Source organism: Solibacillus sp. (genome assembly GCF_040273735.1).
Classification (GTDB): Bacteria; Bacillota; Bacilli; order Bacillales_A; family Planococcaceae; genus Solibacillus.
The window spans coordinates 327,339-349,331 of the sequence record NZ_JBELZM010000001.1 but is presented as its reverse complement, the minus strand read 5'-3'; the positions used below and the strand labels follow the sequence as shown (position 1 = coordinate 349,331).

The 21,993-nt window shown below is 40.4% G+C and carries 22 protein-coding genes; 3 read left to right on the top strand and 19 right to left on the bottom strand.

From position 1 onward, the window contains the following. Window positions 1-15: 15 nt before the first annotated feature. Window positions 16-1,404 carry a glycine--tRNA ligase gene (locus ABS917_RS01680; protein ID WP_350477380.1) on the top strand — a complete coding sequence of 463 codons (1,389 nt, stop codon included), beginning with the start codon at window positions 16-18 and terminating at the stop codon, window positions 1,402-1,404. 95 nt (window positions 1,405-1,499) lie between these two features. On the opposite strand, the gene ABS917_RS01675 is transcribed toward ABS917_RS01680, so the two are convergent. The 7 genes from ABS917_RS01675 to ABS917_RS01645 all read right to left on the bottom strand — a co-directional run bounded on the left by ABS917_RS01675 (window position 1,500) and on the right by ABS917_RS01645 (window position 9,589). After that, window positions 1,500-2,273 carry an IclR family transcriptional regulator gene (locus tag ABS917_RS01675; protein ID WP_350477379.1) on the bottom strand — a complete coding sequence of 258 codons (774 nt, stop codon included), beginning with the start codon at window positions 2,271-2,273 and terminating at the stop codon, window positions 1,500-1,502. A gap of 175 nt (window positions 2,274-2,448) precedes the next feature. Further along, window positions 2,449-3,588, bottom strand: a complete 1,140-nt coding sequence (locus ABS917_RS01670) for a CaiB/BaiF CoA transferase family protein (protein WP_350477378.1) — start codon at window positions 3,586-3,588, stop codon at window positions 2,449-2,451. Window positions 3,589-3,607: 19 nt separating this feature from the next. Next, the gene (locus tag ABS917_RS01665; RefSeq protein ID WP_350477377.1) at window positions 3,608-5,569 is read right to left on the bottom strand and encodes a TRAP transporter permease; all 1,962 of its coding nucleotides are present in this window, start codon (window positions 5,567-5,569) and stop codon (window positions 3,608-3,610) included. A gap of 25 nt (window positions 5,570-5,594) precedes the next feature. After that, complete coding sequence (locus tag ABS917_RS01660) at window positions 5,595-6,554, bottom strand: TAXI family TRAP transporter solute-binding subunit (protein ID WP_350477376.1); 960 nt, start codon at window positions 6,552-6,554, stop codon at window positions 5,595-5,597. A gap of 24 nt (window positions 6,555-6,578) precedes the next feature. After that, complete coding sequence (locus ABS917_RS01655; RefSeq protein WP_350477375.1) at window positions 6,579-7,385, bottom strand: enoyl-CoA hydratase/isomerase family protein; 807 nt, start codon at window positions 7,383-7,385, stop codon at window positions 6,579-6,581. Window positions 7,386-7,397: 12 nt separating this feature from the next. Then, the gene (locus ABS917_RS01650) at window positions 7,398-8,450 is read right to left on the bottom strand and encodes an acyl-CoA dehydrogenase family protein (protein WP_350477374.1); all 1,053 of its coding nucleotides are present in this window, start codon (window positions 8,448-8,450) and stop codon (window positions 7,398-7,400) included. Continuing rightward, window positions 8,447-9,589, bottom strand: a complete 1,143-nt coding sequence (locus tag ABS917_RS01645; RefSeq protein ID WP_350477373.1) for an acyl-CoA dehydrogenase family protein — start codon at window positions 9,587-9,589, stop codon at window positions 8,447-8,449. Before ABS917_RS01645 ends, ABS917_RS01650 begins: the two co-directional genes overlap by 4 nt. Window positions 9,590-9,830: 241 nt before the next feature. Here ABS917_RS01645 and ABS917_RS01640 point away from each other — a divergent pair, with 241 nt between their 5' ends. Both ABS917_RS01640 and ABS917_RS01635 read left to right on the top strand, forming a co-directional pair. Then, window positions 9,831-10,295, top strand: coding sequence for a hypothetical protein (locus ABS917_RS01640; RefSeq protein WP_350477372.1), 465 nt, complete (start codon window positions 9,831-9,833; stop codon window positions 10,293-10,295). Window positions 10,296-10,359: 64 nt separating this feature from the next. Beyond that, window positions 10,360-11,166: an EcsC family protein gene (locus ABS917_RS01635; RefSeq protein WP_350477371.1), complete on the top strand. Its 807-nt coding sequence runs from the start codon at window positions 10,360-10,362 to the stop codon at window positions 11,164-11,166. 38 nt (window positions 11,167-11,204) lie between these two features. Here the strand turns inward: ABS917_RS01635 and ABS917_RS01630 are convergent, their stop codons facing one another. The 12 genes from ABS917_RS01630 to ABS917_RS01575 form a co-directional block, all read right to left on the bottom strand. Beyond that, window positions 11,205-12,002: an MBL fold metallo-hydrolase gene (locus tag ABS917_RS01630; protein ID WP_350477370.1), complete on the bottom strand. Its 798-nt coding sequence runs from the start codon at window positions 12,000-12,002 to the stop codon at window positions 11,205-11,207. 80 nt (window positions 12,003-12,082) lie between these two features. Continuing rightward, window positions 12,083-12,856 carry a DNA repair protein RecO gene (recO, locus tag ABS917_RS01625; RefSeq protein ID WP_079525613.1) on the bottom strand — a complete coding sequence of 258 codons (774 nt, stop codon included), beginning with the start codon at window positions 12,854-12,856 and terminating at the stop codon, window positions 12,083-12,085. A 61-nt stretch (window positions 12,857-12,917) separates the two neighbouring features. Further along, entirely contained in the window at window positions 12,918-14,090 is a 1,173-nt protein-coding gene (locus ABS917_RS01620) for a CapA family protein (protein WP_350477369.1), read from the bottom strand. A 375-nt stretch (window positions 14,091-14,465) separates the two neighbouring features. Further along, window positions 14,466-15,380 (bottom strand): GTPase Era, encoded by a 915-nt coding sequence (gene era, locus ABS917_RS01615; RefSeq protein WP_350477368.1) that lies wholly within the window; start codon window positions 15,378-15,380, stop codon window positions 14,466-14,468. Further along, window positions 15,367-15,774: a cytidine deaminase gene (locus tag ABS917_RS01610; protein WP_350477367.1), complete on the bottom strand. Its 408-nt coding sequence runs from the start codon at window positions 15,772-15,774 to the stop codon at window positions 15,367-15,369. Before ABS917_RS01610 ends, era begins: the two co-directional genes overlap by 14 nt. 25 nt (window positions 15,775-15,799) lie before the next feature. Next, entirely contained in the window at window positions 15,800-16,150 is a 351-nt protein-coding gene (locus ABS917_RS01605) for a diacylglycerol kinase family protein (RefSeq protein ID WP_350477366.1), read from the bottom strand. Then, window positions 16,137-16,622 (bottom strand): rRNA maturation RNase YbeY, encoded by a 486-nt coding sequence (gene ybeY / locus ABS917_RS01600; RefSeq protein ID WP_350477365.1) that lies wholly within the window; start codon window positions 16,620-16,622, stop codon window positions 16,137-16,139. The genes ABS917_RS01605 and ybeY overlap by 14 nt, the downstream gene beginning before the upstream one ends. Window positions 16,623-16,636: 14 nt before the next feature. Continuing rightward, entirely contained in the window at window positions 16,637-18,751 is a 2,115-nt protein-coding gene (locus tag ABS917_RS01595) for an HD family phosphohydrolase (protein WP_350477364.1), read from the bottom strand. Between the two features lie 215 nt (window positions 18,752-18,966). Then, window positions 18,967-19,926, bottom strand: coding sequence for a PhoH family protein (locus ABS917_RS01590; RefSeq protein ID WP_350477363.1), 960 nt, complete (start codon window positions 19,924-19,926; stop codon window positions 18,967-18,969). Between the two features lie 2 nt (window positions 19,927-19,928). Beyond that, window positions 19,929-21,038, bottom strand: coding sequence for a sporulation protein YqfD (locus ABS917_RS01585; protein ID WP_350477362.1), 1,110 nt, complete (start codon window positions 21,036-21,038; stop codon window positions 19,929-19,931). Then, a complete protein-coding gene (locus ABS917_RS01580) occupies window positions 21,035-21,271 on the bottom strand; it encodes an RNA methyltransferase (protein ID WP_350477361.1) in 237 nt (78 codons plus the stop codon). Before ABS917_RS01580 ends, ABS917_RS01585 begins: the two co-directional genes overlap by 4 nt. Window positions 21,272-21,458: 187 nt before the next feature. Next, window positions 21,459-21,968 (bottom strand): hypothetical protein, encoded by a 510-nt coding sequence (locus tag ABS917_RS01575; protein WP_350477360.1) that lies wholly within the window; start codon window positions 21,966-21,968, stop codon window positions 21,459-21,461. Window positions 21,969-21,993: the final 25 nt, after the last annotated feature.

Genomic DNA, 21,993 nt, shown 5'->3' with positions numbered 1-21,993 from the left:
TAGGAGGTTTTTTTCATGGCAGAAAAATCAATGGAGACAATTGTATCATTAGCAAAACACCGCGGATTCGTATTTCCGGGATCTGATATTTACGGTGGTTTAGCAAACACTTGGGATTACGGTCCACTTGGTGTAGAACTTAAAAACAACGTAAAAAAAGCTTGGTGGCTAAAATTCGTTCAGGAATCTGAACACAACGTAGGTTTGGATGCTGCTATTTTAATGAATCCAAAAGCATGGGTTGCATCTGGTCACGTAGGTAACTTCAATGACCCGATGATCGACTGTAAATCATGTAAAGCGCGTCACCGTGCAGATAAATTGATTGAAGATGCTTCTTTAACAAAAACAGGCAAAGAAATTATCGTCGACGGTATGACTTTTGATCAAATGAAAGAGAAAATGGAAGAGCTTGAAGTAGCTTGTCCGGACTGCGGAAAAATCGATTTCACAGATATCCGCCAATTCAACTTAATGTTCAAAACGCATCAAGGTGTAACTGAGTCTTCATCTAACGAAATTTACCTGCGCCCGGAAACAGCACAAGGTATTTTCGTAAACTTCAAAAATGTTCAACGTTCAATGCGTAAAAAGATGCCATTTGGTATTGCCCAAGTCGGAAAATCTTTCCGTAACGAAATTACACCAGGTAACTTCACATTCCGTACTCGTGAATTCGAACAGATGGAACTTGAATTCTTCTGTAAACCAGGTGAAGACCTTGAGTGGCATTCATATTGGAAAGAGTTCTGTAAAAACTGGCTTCTTGCATTAGGCATGAAAGAAGATTCAATGCGTTTACGCGATCATGAAGATGATGAGCTATCACATTATTCAAATGCAACAACAGACATCGAATTCCGCTTCCCATTCGGTTGGGGCGAACTATGGGGTATCGCTGACCGTACAGATTTCGACTTGAAACAGCATATGGAACATTCAGGTGAAGACTTCACTTATATTGATCCAGTTTCAAATGAACGCTACGTACCGTACTGCATCGAGCCATCATTAGGTGCAGACCGTGTAACATTGGCATTCTTATGCGACGCTTATGAAGAAGAGCAATTAGAAGGCGACGACACTCGTACAGTTTTACGCTTCCACCCTGCTTTAGCACCATTTAAAGCAGCTGTATTGCCACTTTCTAAAAAATTATCGGAAGAAGCTGGCGACGTTTGGGCTGATTTACGTAAAGCATTCCCGGTTGATTTCGATGAGTCACAATCTATCGGTAAACGTTACCGCCGCCAAGATGAAATCGGTACGCCATTCTGTATCACATACGATTTCGATTCAAAAGAAGACGGTCAAGTAACAGTACGTCACCGTGATTCAATGGAACAAATCCGTATGCCGATCGCTGAAGTAAAAGCTTATATCGAGAAACATCTACAATTCTAATTTCACAAGGCACTTTCTGTTCGATTTGAGCAGAAAGTGTTTTTTTCTTTCTAACAAAAAATAATCCAACCGATTTTTCACCCGGTTGGATTGTTTTATTTATTCAGCTGTTTTTCAATATCGACTTTTGCACGCAAAATAAGTTCACGTAATTCCTCAAACTGATCTTCATCAAAGCGTGCCTCCGGAATGATAATCGCAATCGATGCAACCGGCCGCCCGTTTGAAATAATCGCTGTACTGAACGAACAGGCTCCGATAATGCGCTCAGCCCTGGTAAAAACATATTGCTGATTCCGAATTTCCTGCAATTGCTCCAGTAGCCGGTCACGATCGACAACCGTATTTTCCGTTACATGTTCCATCGTCACTTCATCCAAATATTGATCAATTTCTTCCTGCGGCAAAAAAGCCAGCAATGATTTTGCAGAGGCCCCCGCGTATAACGGTGATGTATCCCCGACATGATTGCGTGCCGACAAAGCATACGAACTTTCGATATTCATAATACAGCGGCGCTCATTGCCGTCAATAATACTCATCGAAATACTTTCTTTCGTCACTTTGTTCAACTGCTGAAGAATTGGCTGGGCAATCGTAATGATACTTGATTCCTCCTCAACAAGCTTCCCCAAGTGAATTAGCGATAAACCAAGCTGATACTGCTTTGTCCGGTCATCCCTTATTAAAAAACCTTCATATACTAATGTAGCAACAAAACGTTGCAAGCTTGATAGACCGATTCCTGTCTTTTTATTTAATTCAGTTAAAGAAAGCTTTGGCTGTTCTTTCGTGAAAGCACGCAAAATTACTATTGTTTTTTGTACGGTTTGCATTAAATACATTTTTTCAAATTTCTGTTGTTCCATCCAAAAGCCCCCCTTTTCCTAATAGTAGCAAAACTAGTCAATTTAAAAAAGAAGGGGCTATGTTAAAAGTCATACAAACTTTTCACCTATCTTTTCCGACAGTAGAAATCAAACTATTGTTCAAACAATACTCAATTGATAATCTGTAAATCTCACCCGAACATTTACCGTATAACTAGTTTTTATTAATTTTCAACAGGTTTTCCGTATGCTCCCCTAACTGCGGTGGCCCGCAATCATAGGAAATATTAAGCTCTGAATGCTGTAAAGGATTTTTTACAAATTTCACTGTCCCGTATGATGGATGTTCGATTTCGCCTACTAAATTTCGCGCGATTACTTGCGGCTGCTGAAACGCTTCCTCCACAGTATTCACACGTCCTCCAGGAATTTTATACTTCTGCAAGAGCTCGATCCATTCATCACGTGTTTTCGTTTTTGTAATTTCGGAAATATAGCCTGCCAGCACAACTTCATTTTGTTTGCGCAACGAATTCGTTTTAAAGCGCTCATCTGTCACCCAGCTATCGCGATTAATCATTTCGCAAAACTTTTTGAACTGATCTTCCGTGCCGACACAGAACATGAGCGGCCCATCCGAACATTCAAACACTTGATACGGCGCTACATTATTATGCTGGTTGCCAAGACGGCTCGACTTGAAACCGGTATTTAGATACGCGCTTGCAACATTTGCAAGGGAACTCATTTGCACATCAAGCAGTGCCAGATCTATAAATTGGCCTTTGCCTGTCATGTCACGCATCCTTAGTGCAGACAATATTCCGATTACGACATAGTGGGATGTTAAAATATCCGCAATTGGCACTCCTACTTTAGTCGCTTCCCCATCAGAATGTCCTGTTACATCCATTAAACCGCTCATTGCCTGAATAACGGGGTCAAATCCCGGCTCTGCAGAAAGCGGACCTGTCTGACCAAATCCGGTCACCGAGCATTGAATAATCCGTGGATTAATTTGCTTTAGCTCCTCATAATCGAGTCCCATTTTTTTCATATCGCCCGCTTTAAAATTATCGATGATGACATCCGCTTCTTTTACAAAATCTAGCAGCACTTCTTTATCGGACTGGTCTTTTAAATTTAATGTAATTGATTTTTTATTACGATTCGCACAAATATAATACGTACTTTCACCATTTATAAAAGGTCCCCAGCCACGCATACTATCCGATCCCGCAGGATGCTCGATCCGGATGACTTCAGCACCTAAATCCGCTAAAATCATCGTTCCTGCCGGTGCAGCATACACCCGCGATAAATCCAATATTTTAACATTATCTAATGGGCGCATCCCCATCACCTCAATTCTTCTACTCTTTTATTAACGACGGTTCTATGCTCCGTTCAGGCTGCTTCAATACGATTTGTGTCGCAACTGCAACTGCAATTACTACTAAAGCGATAAGATTATAAATTAACGTAGTATCCATTAATGCAATACCTGCACCGAAGAAGGCAAGACGTTCGATGAAATAAGTGTGTCGGAATAAATAGCCTTTAATGCCTGCTGCAATTGATACCCCGCCAATACAAGCTGTAATTGCCGCAAAAATATATTCTCCGATTGTCCCGCCCGTTAGAAGGAGCGCCGGGTTAAAGATAAAGAAGAATGGAACAATAAAACCAATCAAGCCGAGACGAACCGATTCAAACGATACTTTATTCGGAGATTCACCAGCGATACCTGCTGCGGCATACGGAGCCAATGCTACTGGAGGAGTAATGCTTGATAAAGCAGCAAAGTAGAAGGCAAACATATGGGCTGCAATCGCTGGTACGCCTAATTGTGTTAAAATCGGCACAGAAATTGTTGCAACAATAATATATGCCGCTGTTGCCGGAATTCCCATTCCTAATACGATACTGATTACCGCTGTTAAAATAGCTGCAAGCATGACACTGTCACCAGCAAAACTTAATACGTTGTTACCGATGATCAAGCCGATGCTTGTTAGCGTGATTGTCGCAATAACTATTCCGACGATTGCACAGGCAATCCCTACGCTAATCGCTCCTTTGACCCCTTCAACAACAGAATCAATAACCGTTTTCAAGTTCATGCGTGTATGTTGGCGAATGGCTGCTGTCGGTACGATTGAAAATAGGGCAAAGATTGCCGCATATAACGGCGAATAACCTGCAAACAGCATAAACAATAAAATGAATAAAGGAATTAATAAGTGCCCGCCATTTTTCAGAACTTGCATTGCTACCGGAATATTTTCTTTAGAAATACCCGATAACCCCATTTTTTTCGCTTCAAAATGTACGATCATAAACAATGTTAAATAATAAAGTATTGCTGGTACGACCGCTGCCAGCATAACAACCGAATACGCTACACCTAAATACTCAGCCATAATAAAGGCTGCTGCACCCATAACCGGCGGTGCAATTAATCCGCCTGTCGAGGCAACTGCCTCTACAGCACCGGCAAATTTTTTCGAATACCCTGCCTTTTTCATCATTGGGATGGTAACCGTACCCGTTGTTACAACATTACTAACAGCACTCCCGCTGATTGTCGCCATCAATGCACTTGCAAAAACTGCTACTTTAGCAGGTCCGCCAGCTGTACGTCCAGCGATTGTCAGTGCCAAGTCATTGATGAAATCTGAAAACCCGCTGTTTTTCAAGAACGCGCCGAACAGGACGAATATGAAAATATACGTTGCCGATACACCTAGAGCCGTTCCGAAAATACCTTGCCCGCCCCAGAACATGATATTGATGATTCGCTCAAGGCTAAATCCGTAATGTCCCAAAATTCCCGGTATATAGGCACCAAAGAAATTATAAGCAAGGAAAAACAGTGCTATTAATGTCAGCGCATTGCCGACAACACGACGTGCTGCCTCAAATAACAATACGATGGCAATTCCGCCGACCCATAGATCAAGAATCGTATTTTCACCTGCACGATCACGAACTAAAATATCGTATACAATTACGAAATAAAGCGTTACGAAAATTGATAAAGTAATACAAACACTGTCAAACCACGTAGGCAATTTTCTCGTCCCTACACTTTTCTTTGTAGCAGGATAATAAATAAAGCTGAATAAGAGTAAAAATCCTAAATGCCATGCACGAAATTTTGTCGCTTCCATTACACCGATACTACTCATATATATTTGGAATATTGACCAGATAATCGCAACACCGATCACGATTTTCCCAAATATACCAACATAATTACGTGAGTTAATATTTTTATCTTCAAGATCCATTAATTGTTGAATTTCATCTTTCTCAAGTACTTTTTCTGCCATACCGTCCCCTCCTTGTACTTTACTTTTAATCGATCACACCAATTTCACGATAGTAGCGCTCCGATCCAGGATGCAACGGTATATCCGCCGTTCCCGCAACCGCACTTTCCGGACTGAACTGCTTTACAATACTGTATGATTTCTGCAGTGAGCTCAAGTTTTCCCACAGCTCTTTCGTTAACTGATAGACGGTTTCTTCATTAACACTTTCGTCAATTACAATCGTGCTGTACTGACCGACAGTTTGAATCGCTTCCGGCTGTTTATCATAAGTGTTTGGCTCGATCGTATAAGCAAAATTCCAAGGATATTCCTCTACTAACTGGGCAATGGCGCTGTCAGAAAAGCTTAATACTTTTGAGTCTACCGTTGAAATCAGCTCTGTCGCAGCGGCTGCCGGTACACCTGTATAAATATTGACACCTTCCACTTGACCATTTCGCATTAAATCTGTCGCTTCAGTGAAGCCGACATAGTTTGCTTTAATATCATTTTCTCCAATACCATGTGCTTCAAGGACAAGGCGGGATTCTACCTCAGTCGCACTTCCCGCAGCTCCGAATACGAAGCTTGTTCCTTTTAGATCTTCAATCGAATTGTACTTCTCATCATCTTTCACAATAATATGACTAATATTTGGATATAGGTTTCCTAATATTCGAACGTCTTCATATTGCTTACCTTCGAAGCTTCCAACACCGTTGTAAGCTTCATAGGCAATATTCACCGTCGTAAATGAAATATTCGCTTCACCTTTACGCATTAAATTCAAGTTTTCTATACTTCCATTCGATGCCTGTGAAGCGACACGCTTTTCCAGTTCATTTGTCCACATTGTCGAAATTCCAGCTCCAAGTGAATAGAAAACACCTGTTGTTGTACCTGTTGTAAAAATAAGCGGCTCCCCATAACGCTCAACATTACTTTGACAACCTACTAGTAACATAGCAGCGATTGAAACTATTGCGAGAAATATTTTCTTCATCCGCGTCCCCCATTTGCTCATGTATTATTTGAAAACGGCTTTTCGTTTTTCCACTATTGCTTTGACCCCTTCTTCGTATGATGGCAATTCTGTTACTAAGCCCATTTTTGATGAAATATAGTCAAGTGATGAACGCAAGCTCATTGATTGGCTTTGATAAACAGCCCGTTTTATAATTTTAATCGTTTCAATTGGCCCATTCGCCAATTTTTCTGCATAACTTTGTGTAAAGCTTTCCAGTTCCTCATCATTTACAATAAATGTAATAAGACGCGCTTCTTTCGCTTCCTCTGCCGTTAGGACACGCGCAGTCCACAGCATATCAAGTGCCTTATCGATGCCGACAAGGCGAGGTAAAAAGTAAGCGCCGCCATCACCAGGAACAATCCCTACATTAATATAACTTTCTGAGAATTTTGCAGATTGTGCAGCAATACGGATATCGCACATCAATGCCATATCAAGTCCTGCACCCATTGCAAAGCCGTGCATCTGCGCAATGACCGGCTTATCTATTTCTTCAAGCAATAAAGGTACGCGCTGCACTTTTTTCCATAAAGAATTTTTGCGGGCCAGTGCTGTTGAAGTAATATCTTCTTCACTATGGTAAAAGCCCTGTCCTGCCACCATCGCTTTTATATCACCGCCTGCGCAAAATGCTTTACCGTTCCCTTTTAAAATAACGGCCCGAATGTCATCATTGTCTCGCACTTCCTCTAATGCTTTGATCCAAGAAAGGATCATTTCTTCGCTAAATGCATTTAAACTTTCAGGACGATTCAGTGTAATTGTTGCAATATGATTCTTCACTTCAAATAATAAATCCGTCATTAATTTTCCTCCTTATGCATGTACATGCGTTTCTACTTGATCTGTAATGCTTTCCCACAAGTCGAGTTTTGTTTCCAGCAGTTGCTGTGCCAACTGTTTTTTCCAGTAACGTGCGGTAAATTCCTCGTCACGCCAAGCCCATAAGCGGCGGGTATAATGATGAAGGCGATGTTCATGTGTCACACCGATCGCGGCATGTACCTGATGAGCAGAAGTTGCCACTGTACGACTCGCATCCTCCATCCTCAAACGCGCATAAGCTACTTCGTTTTCTTCTCGCCCATCAGCTAATAATGTTAGGATATTATTGACGGCCACTGTCATAAGCGTCTGTTCTCCTGCCATATTCGCCAAATGCTGCTGTACAAGTTGGAATCGGTGAATTGGTCGACCGAACTGTTCCCGTTCTTTACTAAATTGAATACTTAGCTGGAATGCCGTTGTTAGGGCTCCGCTCATTTTGCTGACAGATGCCGCTGTAACAAACTTTTTAAATGCGTCATATTGATTTGCGGTTATCGGCAGTTTGTTAAGCGCTTTCAAATTTTCGAATACAACTTCTGAACGTGGTTCGGCTGCCAAGTTTGTGCTATTTTTCAGCAGTGCATCCTTTAAATCGGCAACAACGATAAAATGCTGTGAACCTTCCTGGGCAACCGTCACAATTTTTTCCGCATACTGTGCCCACCCGACATGCTTTAAAGTACCGCTTAAAGCATTATCCTTTAACTGCAGCGGGTTTGTAATGCTGTACGTAGTTAACTGCCCAAATCCTTTCAAGTCCACTTGCTGTAAGAAAAAATTGGCTAACGTATGTTCAATAAACGGGACAGGTGCCGCATATTTTCCTACAAGGAAATACAGTGCAAATAAATCTTCAACATCCCCACCGGCCCCACCATCATCTTCGCTTACCGCTACATGATGCAGTTCATTTTCAAGCAGCAGCTGCCAAACATCTTCAGCCCACTTATTTTCTTCCAAAAGATCGACCGTTTCTTTTTCAACTTTATCCTTAAATATTTTTTCAACTACTTCAACGACCATTTCTTTAACTTCGCTCATTGTGCAATAACCCCCTTCGCTAAAATTCCATACATAACTTCTGATGTACCACCACGTATTGTAAAGCCAGGTGCATGTAAAATAGATTCAGCCAAATATCGCTCAACCCTATTGCTGCTTTGCAAGTGTGGATAAACATCTAGCAACAGACGGATGATCTCAGGAATTTTCTGTTCGAACTTTGTGCCGATACTTTTTACAAGTGCTGCCGGTATGGCAACTTCTCCGCCTTCTTCCAATACTTTTGCAACCCCGATCGATAAGTTGCGTAATGACCATAGTTCTGCTACGAGCTTCGTCGCTTCTTCCAGACCAATTAGATCTCTCTTAATCTTCAATTGTTCAATTACCTCATTTAGTAGAGGAAATGTACTTAAAATTCGCTCAGGACCGCTGCGTTCAAATGCAAGCTCTGCCAAACCTTGCTTCCACCCGTTACCTAGCGTCCCCACTACCATCTCATCCGGAACAAATACATTATCCAGGTAGACATCGTTAAAATGCGGTTCACCAGTTAAATAACGAATTGGTGCAATTGTCACACCTTCACCTTTTAAATCGATAATGAATTGTGAAAGACCTTCATGCTTTTTTTCTCCTAATGGTTCTGTACGGATGAGCGTCACCATGTAATGTGCATCATGGGCATTACTGGACCAGGTTTTTGCACCATTTACAATCCAGCCGCCATCCACTTTTTCCGCACGTGTTGCAACAGACGCCAAATCAGAACCACTGTTCGGCTCACTTAGCCCAATAGCGAAAAAGCATTCTCCTTTCACAATTTTCGGCAAGAAAAATTCCTTCTGATATTCCGTACCAAAACGTAATAGCAATGGTCCTGTCTGACGATCCGCAAACCAGTGTGCAGCTACCGGCGCACCAAATGCCAAAAATTCTTCCGTTAAAATATAGCGATCAATTGTACTTCGCTCACTGCCGCCATATTGCTTCGGCCATGTCATTCCGATCCAACCTTGCTCTGCCACCAGTTTAGAAAAAGAAGGATCAGAACCACTTAGCCATGAGTCACACCGTGTTTCAAATGTCCCCTTTTCAATATGTTGTTTTAAAAAACTACGGACTTCCTGTCTAAATTGCTTCTGTTCTTCTGTAAATTGTATATTCGGTAGATTCATAACTTTACCTCCAATTACGCATATTGTGTAACAACTTTCTAATAACGATATTATAAAGTAAATTTTTCTGAATTGTCAAAACTTTTGTACAATATCATTGTTTTTTACAGAAAAATTTTGCGTTATCGAGAATTTAGCATTCATAAGAAGACTCATAATCCATTTGTTATTTATTTAACATTTAGACATTTTATGTAAAAACCGGTTATAATCTAAAAAAGCAATAGTTGGAGGGGATTTTATGTTTTTTCAGTTAAAGGACAAAACCGACCTACCTTTAGAGACGTTTGATAAAATTTCACATCTCGTAAAAGCAATACTCCACTTTGAATGCCCTGAACACCGCACACAGCACCACATCCTCTACACGGCGAACATGAAACTTGAAACTTATCGTGAAGCGCAGTTATTCTACAGAAAGTTTGACGATCCGAGCAATGCACTTGGTCGTTTAAGCCGCGATGCTTATAAACTGGCAAATAAAAAATACAATCAATTGTTTACAATCATCCGGGGCTATATGCATTTAAGCGACAATAATAAGCGCGACCATTTTAATCATCACTTCCGCTTTTCCAAAGAAAAGATCGAGAATATGTTCACTCTTTTTGAACACATACACCATCATCAATACCTAAAGCTTGAAGAAGAATTTTATGAACGGTTAAAAGAAGATATCATCCCATTGTTGACACAATTCGAGTGACTCACTGAAACCTTTTTCATTATGGAACGTAAAATAAGGAACATGTCCATTGGGAGGGCGATTCATGGAAACTCAACAGCAGCTAGAAAATCACTTATTAGCAATCCAACTATGGGAAAAAGATCAAAGCGGTTTATGGTTTTGGGAGAAAATTGGCCGTATCCCTTTTAAAATACTCGATAAATTAACACCGAAATTCATTCAGGAGAAAATTTCCGTCTTGATCGACGAGCTGGTGAGCTATGTCCAAACGGGCGGAAAATATTTAGTAAACGAAAAATCGATGATGCGTCATATTCAAAAACATACACTGCATTCGGTTTCCACATTGGAGGATATTGGACAAATGCCAATTGAAGATATGGTGGAACTGAGTGAAAAACTGCAGAAAAACCGTGCAAAGGTTGCAACGGTACAAGGAGCATCTACCGGCTTTGGAGGAGTGTTTACATTGGCACTCGATATCCCCGTCATTCTTGGGATTGCACTAAAAACATTGCAGGAAATCGCGATGATCCATGGCTATGATCCAAATGAAAAAGCCGAGCGTATTTTCATCGTGAAATGTCTGCAATTTGCGTCTTCCGATGTTGTTGGCAAAGAAGCGATATTAAATGAACTGGCACAACATTATGAAAAACCGAACGCTGCAGAAAATATGGTTTCTCAGTTACAGGGTTGGCAGGAAGTCTTCTTTACGTACCGGGATAACTTCGGTATGAAAAAGCTCTTTCAAATGATTCCTGTTGCAGGAATGATTTTCGGTGCCTTTATTAATAAGTCGATGATTGAAGATATTGCCGAGGCAGGCATGATGCTATATCGCAAGCGAAGAGTACTGGAACGGATAAATGGACTGGCAAACAGCTAGATTTGCACAAAAATAGCCAAAGATTTAAGTATGATCACTTAAATTCTTTGGCTTTTGTTTACAGCTTTTTTATTTAATTCGTGCATTTCTTGTAAACCCTTATAAAACGGATAAAGCTTTTGCAGTTTTGTTTCATCAATACTACCATCCGATAAATTATTTAAATATAATAACGATCCGTCAATTCGTTTCTGAATTTCATCTCGATTATTGGTCGTTGTCCCATGTCCTGGCACGACAACTTCAACTTTTTTATCAGATATAATTGTTTGCACCTTTTGGAGTGTTGCTAAATAAGCATCGTAATCCTCGATAAAAGGAAACTCGACATCCGATAAATAATCCCCAGCCAACAAAATTCCGTTCGGCTCCACCACTGTAAATAATCCGTCTGCCGTATGCCCTGGCGATAAGTAAAAGCTACACGTTATATCCTGCAGCTCAATTGCTTGGCCATCTTCTTTTATAACGATATCAATGTGAGGATAAATAATAGGATAATCTCTTTCAATATAGTACTGAGCATCAAACTGACGGATTTGCTCCAATATTTCTTCTTTATTTATTCGTTTAACAAAAGCTTCACTGGCAATTGTTGTCGCATTCGGAAAAGCACCTGCTGCAATAATATGATCATAATCACTATGTGTATAAATAATATATAATTTCCGATCTTCAATAATCGACTCGATAAAGGCTTTTATTTCGGCAATTTCGTTCGGCAGCCAGTTAGGATCGGTTACGATTAATGCCTGCTTTGTTTTGATTACCGCTGATGTCGTTTGATACAAAACACTTTGAAAAACGGTTAGTTGCTTATTTTCATATTGACGCATTATTTCCCTCCTCAATAGAAGAAAGCGAGTCTGCGCGATTCTACGCACTTTCAACTCGCTTTATTTCCTAGGCAATAATTTTATTCTTCTTCTTTCTTTTCACGCTGCAGTAACGGTGTGCGTTCCAGTTGTTCGATGAAATTGCGTGATTTCAGACGGATTCCTGTTTGCTCTTCATAAATTGTCGTCACAATTTTTTTTATAAACTGCTTTGTTTGCGGCTTTAATTCCAACTTGCCGACTTGCTCAATCGGCACCGTATAAAACATACGGATCAGCTTGAGCTGCGTTGGTGACAACCGAATAATATACGGGTCCAAATGGAAGCATCGATGACATATAAATCCGCCTTGTGTAAATGAAAATGCAAATTCCCCATCAACAGCCCCACACCCTGCACATGCATGCAAAATCGGCTGGATACCTGCAAACGGGAGCATTTTCCAATCAACAAACAATGTAATTGCTTCAGGATCATACCCTTCTTCAATTGCATTCAATGCCTGAATTAATATATCAAAAGCATAAGGTTCCGGTCTGCCTTCTTCAACGAGGCGATCTACAATTTCCACGATGTAGCTTGCATAGGCTGTCGCCATAATATCTGTTTGAATATGACGCATCGAATTGAAATGTTCCCCTTGCTGCAAGGTCCCCATGCCTGATGTTCGCTGAACTAAAAACGAGCCATGCATAAATGTTTGTGTTACACCTGCTAAACGACTCGTCGGTTTTTTCGCTCCACGTGCCATACACGCGACTTTACCAGCTTCACGTGTCATAAGTGTCACGATTTTATTGGATTCACCATAAGCACGCGCCTTTAAAACGATGCCTTCCCATTTATGTAGCATCTGTTGCACATCCTTCTATTTCTTTTGTAACTCTATTATACCTCACTATTGCTAGAAAAGTTTAATAAACGGTTACATGTTGTCCCATGATTTTCTTTACCCATTGCAGATTTTTTACAGAGCGCTGTTCCACATCCTTTAATGGATAGACGCGATAAATTCCGTCAGCATCTTTTAATACAGAAGTGGCATAAAGCTCTGGTTCATCTATAGAAATCCGGTCACCTTCCTTTGTAATATCAAGGCTCGCGATTCCGCCAATCATCGTGTTTGGTACCGTTATAATTGTCGAAAAGAAATTACCGAGCGAATAAAAAACATGCGTCTCCTGTCCCTGTTGATTAATCAGCTTTTCATATGGCTGCAGTACATGCGGATGGGTCCCAAAAATGATATCGGCTCCCGCTTCATTTAGTATATTGGCATAATATTTTTGATTATCATTCGCTTCATAAACATATTCAGATCCCCAATGCATCGATACTGCTACTACATCGACCGATTGTTTTAATACCTCCACATCCGCTTTTATTTTCGATTCATCGATATAATTAATAAGAAAGGATGATTCCTTAGGTAAATAAAGTCCATTCGTCCCATAAGTATAGGCAAGCAGACCAATTTTTATCGACCCGATTTCCATGATGCGTTGTGCAGATTTGTCCTCTTCATTTTTGAAAGCTCCCACATATGGCATGTGATAGTCTTCCAGATTGTTAAAGACCGTTCGCATACCATTTTCTCCTTGATCAACTATATGATTATTGGCAATCGTCACCAAATCAACTCCTGCATGCTGAAGATCCCGAATAATATGGGGTGGACTCGAAAAAAGTGGATAGCCGCTTAATGGATATTCGTTGCCGACAGGTGGAGATTCCTGATTGGCAATCAGAAAATCATAGCTTTGCATCTTAGGCATCACCGCAGAAAAAGATGAAGTATAATCATCATATTTCGCTAGTCTTAAATGCAGCAAAATATCCCCCGTCATTGCAAGACGAATCGATTCTTTAGTGACCTGTAGCTTTGTTTCACTAATAGGTTTGTTTTTTTCATTTATATCTTTCTCTATCTTTATCTGTGAGGGGTCGGGCTCTTCAATATTCATTTGACCTTCTGCAACCAAAATTGGCTGATTCTGATCGACGGTCACAATGACAATAAATAATAAAGCGAGAGAAATCGCCCAAAGACCCAGTAAAAATTTATTTAAATTATTCAATATATTCACCTTCTTACTTCTGTTAAATATTCCCTTACTAAATGGTAGCAGAACATTCACTATAATCAAGAATAATGTTATTCTCAGGTGGGAGAATTTATTCGCCTCGTTGTTGGGGAATGGAGAAAGTTTAGTGGTGAAAGTAGAACATTTATGCCCGAAAGTAGAACCTTTTCATCGTAATGTGGAACAATACGAATGAAATGTAGAACGCGCTTACTTTATTCGTCAATTCACCGGGAAATGTAGAAAATTTAATGGCGAAAGTAGAACTTTCCTGCCCGAAACTAGAACCTTTTCATCGTAATGTGGAACAATACGCGCAAAACGTATAATATCAAAAAACACCCATTTTCCTTAAGAAAATGGGTGCTTCGCTACATCTTAATATTCGTCTTCTCTAAATCCGAAATCGCGTAAATGCGTTTGCTTGTTACGCCAATCTTTTTGAACTTTTACCCAAAGCTCTAAGTATACTTTTGAGCCTAATAGCATTTCGATATCCTGGCGGGCACGTGAGCCGACTTCTTTTAAAAGGGCGCCGCGTTTGCCTATAACAATTCCTTTTTGTGAATCGCGTTCTACCATGATAGTTGCCTGTACATGAATCATGTTCTCTTTTTCTTCATGTGGCTTAATGCGCTCAATAACAACCGCAATTGAATGGGGAATTTCTTCACGTGTTAAGTGCAATACCTTCTCACGGATCAACTCAGAAATAATAAAACGTTCCGGGTGGTCCGTTACTTGGTCTGCCGGGTAATATTGAGGCCCTTCTGGTAAATACTTTTCGATTGTCGATAATAAGTTTTCAACATTGTTGCCCTGTAATGCTGAAATCGGAATAATTTCCGCAAAGTCGAACTTATCTTTATACGAATCAATAATTTTTACCAGTTCATCGGGATGTACTAAATCGATCTTATTGATGATTAAAAATACCGGTGTTTGATTGCCTTGCAACAACTCGATGATAAATTCGTCACCTTTTCCGATCGCTTGTTCAGCGTTAACCATAAACATGATTACATCGACTTCACGCAAAGCGTTGCGTGAAGTTTTCAGCATGAATTCGCCTAATTTATGTTTCGGCTTATGAATGCCCGGTGTATCGATGAAAATCGTTTGAGAGTTTTGTTGTGTTAAAACACCTTGTACTTTATTACGTGTCGTTTGTGGTTTGTCAGACATAATCGCAATTTTCTGGCCGATCACTCGGTTTAGAAATGTTGATTTGCCCACATTAGGACGACCTACAATCGAGACAAAGCCCGATTTGTATCCTTTATTTTCCTGCATTTTTCATATCCTCCGTATTAAATGCACCCGGGATCAGCTCACCTACTGTTGTTTGTTGAACGTCACCATTCATATTTGTTAAGTAGACGGGCATATCCGGAGCACAAAATTCACTCATTACTTGTCGACAAGCTCCGCATGGGGAACATGGACCCGGTGTATCTGCTATGACCGCCAGCGCTTTAAATTTCATATTGCCTTCTGACACTGCTTTGAAAAACGCCGTACGTTCCGCGCAGTTTGTCATGCTGTAACCTGCATTCTCAATATTGCAGCCATTGTACACTGTACCATCTTCAACTAATAAAGCCGCACCTACTTTAAATTTAGAGTATGGCACATAAGCAAATTCACGTGCAATTTTAGATTGTTCCATTAATTGTTCCATGTTCATCTTTGGTTCCCCCAAAACATTATTTTTAAAACCATTTTGGTAAAAATATGAGTAGTCCGATTATAACACTTGCGAGCGCAAAAACAAGTACGGCACCTGCCGCAACATCCTTTGCCTGCTTGGCGAGCGGATGAATTTCCGGTGATGCCAAATCCACTGCACGCTCGATTGCTGTATTTATTAACTCTGTTCCTATGACAAAAGCTATGACTAAAATGATGATGCACCATTCGACGATCGATAGCCCTGTCACGAATCCTGCCATAATGACAACGATGGCACTCACTAAGTGAAATCTGAGATTCTGTTCGAGTACTGCCGTAACCAGTCCTTCCATTGCATAACGAAAAGAACGAAAAAATTTACGGACGTTCATTCATATCACGACCTAGGCCGTATGACTGTAAAATCTCATCTTGCTTCCCGAACATGACTTTTTCATCTTCCGGTGTCATATGATCATAGCCTAGCAGGTGCAAAAAGCCATGGACAGCCAAGAAACCAAGCTCACGTTCAAACGTATGGCCATATTCGGCTGCCTGTTCACGTGTACGGTCTGTCGAGATGATAATATCTCCTAAAACGCGCGGAATCCCTTCACCGATAATTTGCAGTTCCCCTTCACCCATTTCTTCCAATGCAAAAGAAATAACATCAGTAGGCTGATCCTTATCACGGTATTCACGGTTAATTTCATGGATCGCTTCATTTGTCACAAACGTAACCGACACTTCCGAGCCATCCTCGATTCCTTCCTGCTCCGCTGCATGCTGGAGTAATTTTTCCACTAGTTCTAAGTGGGTTTCTTTTACTTCATTTGTTTCATCTAAAAAATCGATTAATAACATGTTGTTCCCTCCTACTATTCCTTTGGATATTCAATACGCGAGTGGAACGTTCCATTCAATGTTTCACATAATACGTCTTCTATCTTTTTCAGTTCTTTTAGCGAAATATCACATTCATCAAACTGGTCATCCTGTACACGATCCTGAATGATCGATTGCACAAGCTTCTGTATTTTCTCTGCATTTGGCTGCTGCATCGAACGGACTGCTGCTTCCACACTGTCCGCAATACTGATAATCGCGGCCTCTTTCGTCTGTGGCTTTGGACCCGGATAACGGAATACACTTTCGTCCAATTCTTTCCCTTCTTCCCTAGCCTTAAACAAAAAGAATTTCAATGTGCTTGTCCCATGATGCTGCAGGCAAATATCTATGATTTCCTGAGGCATCTTATGCTTGCGCAAGAGCTCTGCCCCATCCGTAGTATGCGCAATAATAATTTCCGCACTACTTTCTGGCGCCATCGTATCATGAGGATTTGTCCCCATTTGGTTTTCAATGAAAAACAGAGGTCTTCGCGTTTTCCCTACATCATGATAATAGCAACCGACTCTTGCCAGCAAGCCATCAGCCCCGATTGCTTCACATGCCGCTTCAGCCAGATTCGCAACCATTATACTGTGGTGATACGTACCGGGTGTTTCCGTCAGAATTTTCTTTAATAGCGGGTGATTCGGATTCGATAATTCAATCAGACGTACGACCGATAAAAGTCCGAAAGCCGATTCAAAATACGGCAGCAGCCCCATCATTAAAGCACCGGATAATAATCCCGAAATAATTGCTGCAGCAACATAAAATGCAACTTCCTTCATTCCGTAGCCTGACTGTCCCATTAGAATATAAAATGCGATAAATACAATGTTAACAAGCGTTACGATACCAACCGCCTGCAAAATGTCTGTCCGTTTTTCCAGGCTGCGCATGAAAATAATTGATGCGAACCCGCCAAATAAAATGTAAAGCGCTGTATCCATCTGTAAAATACCGGATAATCCTTCATGAAAGATGATCCCTGCAGATGCAGCAGTAATGATCGTCAAAATACTTGCGGTGCGGTCATTGGCCAGCACACGGACAAGCATTGTCACTAACGCTGACGGGAAAATGAAGGCAATCATCAGATCGAAATTCGTTGAAATCAACGCGATCAGTTTCATCATAACTATCGCAATCGCATACACAATGATTGTAACGAGCAGTTCACTGCGTTTTGAAGCAATGTCTTTTTCCGACCGATCAAACAGGACGAACAGGAAAGACATTTGCAGTAAAATCAAAATGATCAGCCCGGCAATCGGTTTAATCGATTCCTCACTGTCCAGCATCCCTAACAATTCTAGCTGGCGGTAAATTTCGCGTGTAATGACTTCGCCTTCCTGGACAATAATCTGTCCTTGCAAAATACGTGTCGGCTCAACCGCTTCCTTCGCCTGCTGTTTGGCAATCGCCGTTTTTTCATCATCGAGTACTTCAGTTTCAACGATCGCTGCACGACCAATGACGATCGCCAAACTCATTAACCCTTCTGAAATTGAAGGCTGCTGACGGATCTTACTTTCCAGTTCATTTCGGTATGGCAGCAAGCTGTCCTTTCGAAGCGGATAATTTAAGTTCACTTCAACCAATGTCGCTAATGCATCACGTGTAGATTCAAGATTTGCTTCTGATGCACTTAATACGTTCAGCAATTGTGCATCTGATAAAATCAGATTTTGCTGGTTATCAAAAATATCTTTTAACGCTGTACGCAGCATTTTTATTTGTTCACCTTGAGGTATTTCTTCCTCTGCCTTTGCAATCTCATTCTTCACATCCAATGCAATGTCAAAAATGGTTGTCACAAAAGTTGCACGCTGACTTGGTACCTCATCTTTATATATGTATACAGGGTCTACGGCTTTCTCCGCATTTTCCCTTTCTATTTCTGTCTTTACTGTATCTTCCACTGTTTTAGATGAACGAATGGTTTCCGGTGATAATTCAGTTAGCTGAATATCATATGTAACGCCACGAACATTATCAATCATCAGGAAAAACTGCAATAGGGCAGTAGCCGCAAGTACGATGATTAACAGCGCGCGAAAGCTGATTAGTTGGATGAGCTTGTTAAATCTTTCTATGATCATGCACCTCCCCTTGTTTCTATGTACATTTTATCAAATTTATATGTTTGGTGTTACGAAAAGTACGTATGTTTTTCAAATAAATGTCTTTCTACCAATTAACGATGACATCAATTCCTCCTTTTAGTTTATATACGTAAATTTTTCCAATAAGTTTCATGCCATTTTTCCCAATAAAAAAACTTTCAACCTTACAATAAAAGTTGAAAGTTCCTTTTTTATAATTCCTGCTCCGTGTAAGCCTGTATTACTCTCGCTACTAACGGGTGACGGACTACGTCACCTTGCTCGAGTATTTGGAAATGGATGTCTTTTACATAGCGTAATGTACGCTCTGCAATAATCAGACCTGATTCCGTGTTTTTAGGTAAATCAATTTGTGTTTTATCTCCCGTAATGACCATTTTCGAGCCAAAACCTAAACGTGTTAGGAACATTTTCATTTGCTGATGCGTTGTGTTTTGGGCTTCGTCTAAAATGACGAACGCATCATCCAATGTACGGCCACGCATATACGCTAACGGCGCGATTTCAATCGTCCCGCGCTCAATTAGACGCTGTGTCTGTTCCTGTCCATAAATATCATGTAAGGCATCATACAGCGGACGTAAATACGGATCGACTTTTTCTTTCAAATCACCCGGTAAAAACCCTAAAGACTCTCCCGCTTCAACGGCAGGACGTGTTAAAATAATACGCTTTACATGACCATTTTTTAATGCCTGCGTAGCCATCACAACCGCTAAATACGTTTTACCGGTTCCGGCTGGTCCAATTCCGAAAATCAGGTCTTTATGACGGATTGCCCGGATGTATTCGCGCTGTCCGATTGTTTTTGCTCGTATCGGCTTGCCTTTTGTATTACGCGCTATTTCCTCATCATATAACTCCGCATAATATTCAATCGTGCCTTTACCGGCCATTTCAATTGCTGTTGATACATCACGCTGATCGATATTAATATTTTTCCGAATAACTTTCAATAACGCTTCTAAAACTGCATATGCTTGATTTTTCTTTTCTAAATCATCGCCTGCAATTTGTATGACTTCCCCACGCGTAATTATCTGTACGCTATAAGTTTCTTCAATCAATGTTATATTTGCATCTGACATTCCCAAAAGCATTACAGCTTCATTCGGATTGTCGATTTGGAGCTCAACATATTTTTCTGACATACTCATTCTCCTTGGTGAATTGGATGTGGTTGTGCGATATTTTCATTAATTAAATACAAGACTTTCCCTTTAACTGTATCATCATCACTGTAGACGTGCAAAAGTTTTTCTGCTTTAATGGCGGTTTCAAGCGGTAATGAAGAAATCATCTTTTCATGCAATAATGGCAAGATAATTGTTTTTACATCCTTCTCACTTATCTTTTCCTTTTTTTTATGAAACATTCGATAAGGCTTATACGTCACAACAGACTTCAACGGTTCAATAGACATCTGTTCTATCGCTGTCCCGATCTTCTCCCAGTTCACGTCATATTCCCAGCCATGGTCATCCAATACTTCCATTTCGATTGTTTTAGGAACGGAAAAAGATGTTTCAAGCCAGTAATCAACAAACACTTCGCCTTCAGCACCGATAACAATTTCTTTTTCCCCATGCTGCAGCACACCCGAAACGAGAATATCTCCCTTGTATACCGTCATATTTTGCTCAACTTGACGAACACCGCGTTCAATTTGGAAATGAGTGACGACACCGCTGTTGGTCGCAACTAAATGCTGGTTCTTGTTCACTTTTGGAACCGGCTCAATCTTTGGCGCCAATTGCGGATTAATCGTAATTTTACTTCCATTTTTCATAATATGTACCCATGAAAACTCCCGAAACTCCTTCATCATCGTCTGTCGGATTTCATTATCGGATAAAAATGTTTTTTTCGGTACAGGAAACTTCACACCCATTTCCTTTTGCAAATAGAGTGCCACTTCATCTTCCAGTTCAATTGTGGCGGCATCAACTTCGACTTGCCATACAAACCGCGATAGTATGATCGGCAGGATGATTAACATGATGATACCAATCGCCGTAACCATATCTTTCTGCAGAACTCTCTCCGGCTCGCTGTAACGGATTGTAATTTTTACTTTCGCTTTTTTTCTTAGTTTGCGCAGTAAAGACAAATTACTATGCGCTACTTGGAAAGTTATTTCGCTCTGTTTAAAAGTTAAATGGTAAATTCCAATTTTATGCTCTTTCATCAGCATAATAAAAGTGCTTGCTTCTCTAGATTGCTTTAGTTTAATCGTTATTAGCTTTTTATAGGATTTACTCATTTTGCATTCCGCTCAATCGTAAGCTTCTGCAGATTTTTACATTGAATTAAAAAACCTTCTTCGAATAAATGCTGGACTTCCACTTCCCCTGCATGAACATACATCGTAAAATCTTTTGTCGTACAATTATATTCGGTCGGGGTTACATCACCTATCGTATAGGAACCATCATAGCGGATATCCATAAAAGAGGTGATTTGCAATTTATTGTTTTTAGGAAATAATTTTTTCAATAAAAGCCTCCTTTTTACGTCACTATATGCTTAGAAAAAAGAAGGCATGTATAGATTATTTAATCCCGCTTTAACGGGTAGTAATTTATGTTCCTCGATTGTGCTGCTCTAGAGGCAAGACTACCAACTATGCTTAAAGCATAGGTGATCAACTACTACCCGTAAAAGCCCCCAATTGATTGAAGTTTCACTTTATCGGAATTTCCCAGTTCGCAAAGTCACCTAACGCATCGCCGGAACTTTCACTTTCCGGCTCCTTAAATGCAGCTGGAACTTGCAGATTCAGCGATTTATTTTCATCGTATACATTCTGAGGGATCAAATAAGTTACATTAAAAGTCGTTTCCATTTGAGGATTCACCATAATCTGTCCGTTCTCAACAGAAGACGACAGCTGCTCTATATCTTCCTGCTCTGGTGTTTGAATTGTAAAATCCGGTGTATAATAAACGATTTGGCTGTACTCATTTTCAATATTGCCGTTAATTTCAAGCTTTAATTCTCCCGGCTCTGCGGATACCTTTTGAATTTTATAGTCAAGCTTTAAAGTGACACCTTCCATATCATGTGTCAATGACTCCTCGCTCTCGTAAACAGTAGCGGTTTCTTCCGTCTCCGAAAGTGTTTCTTCCGCTTCCTTACCGCATGCAGCCAGTACTAAAATAAGTATAAACAATAACATCCATCTTTTTTTCATGTCTGTTTCCCCCTCTCATAATAGA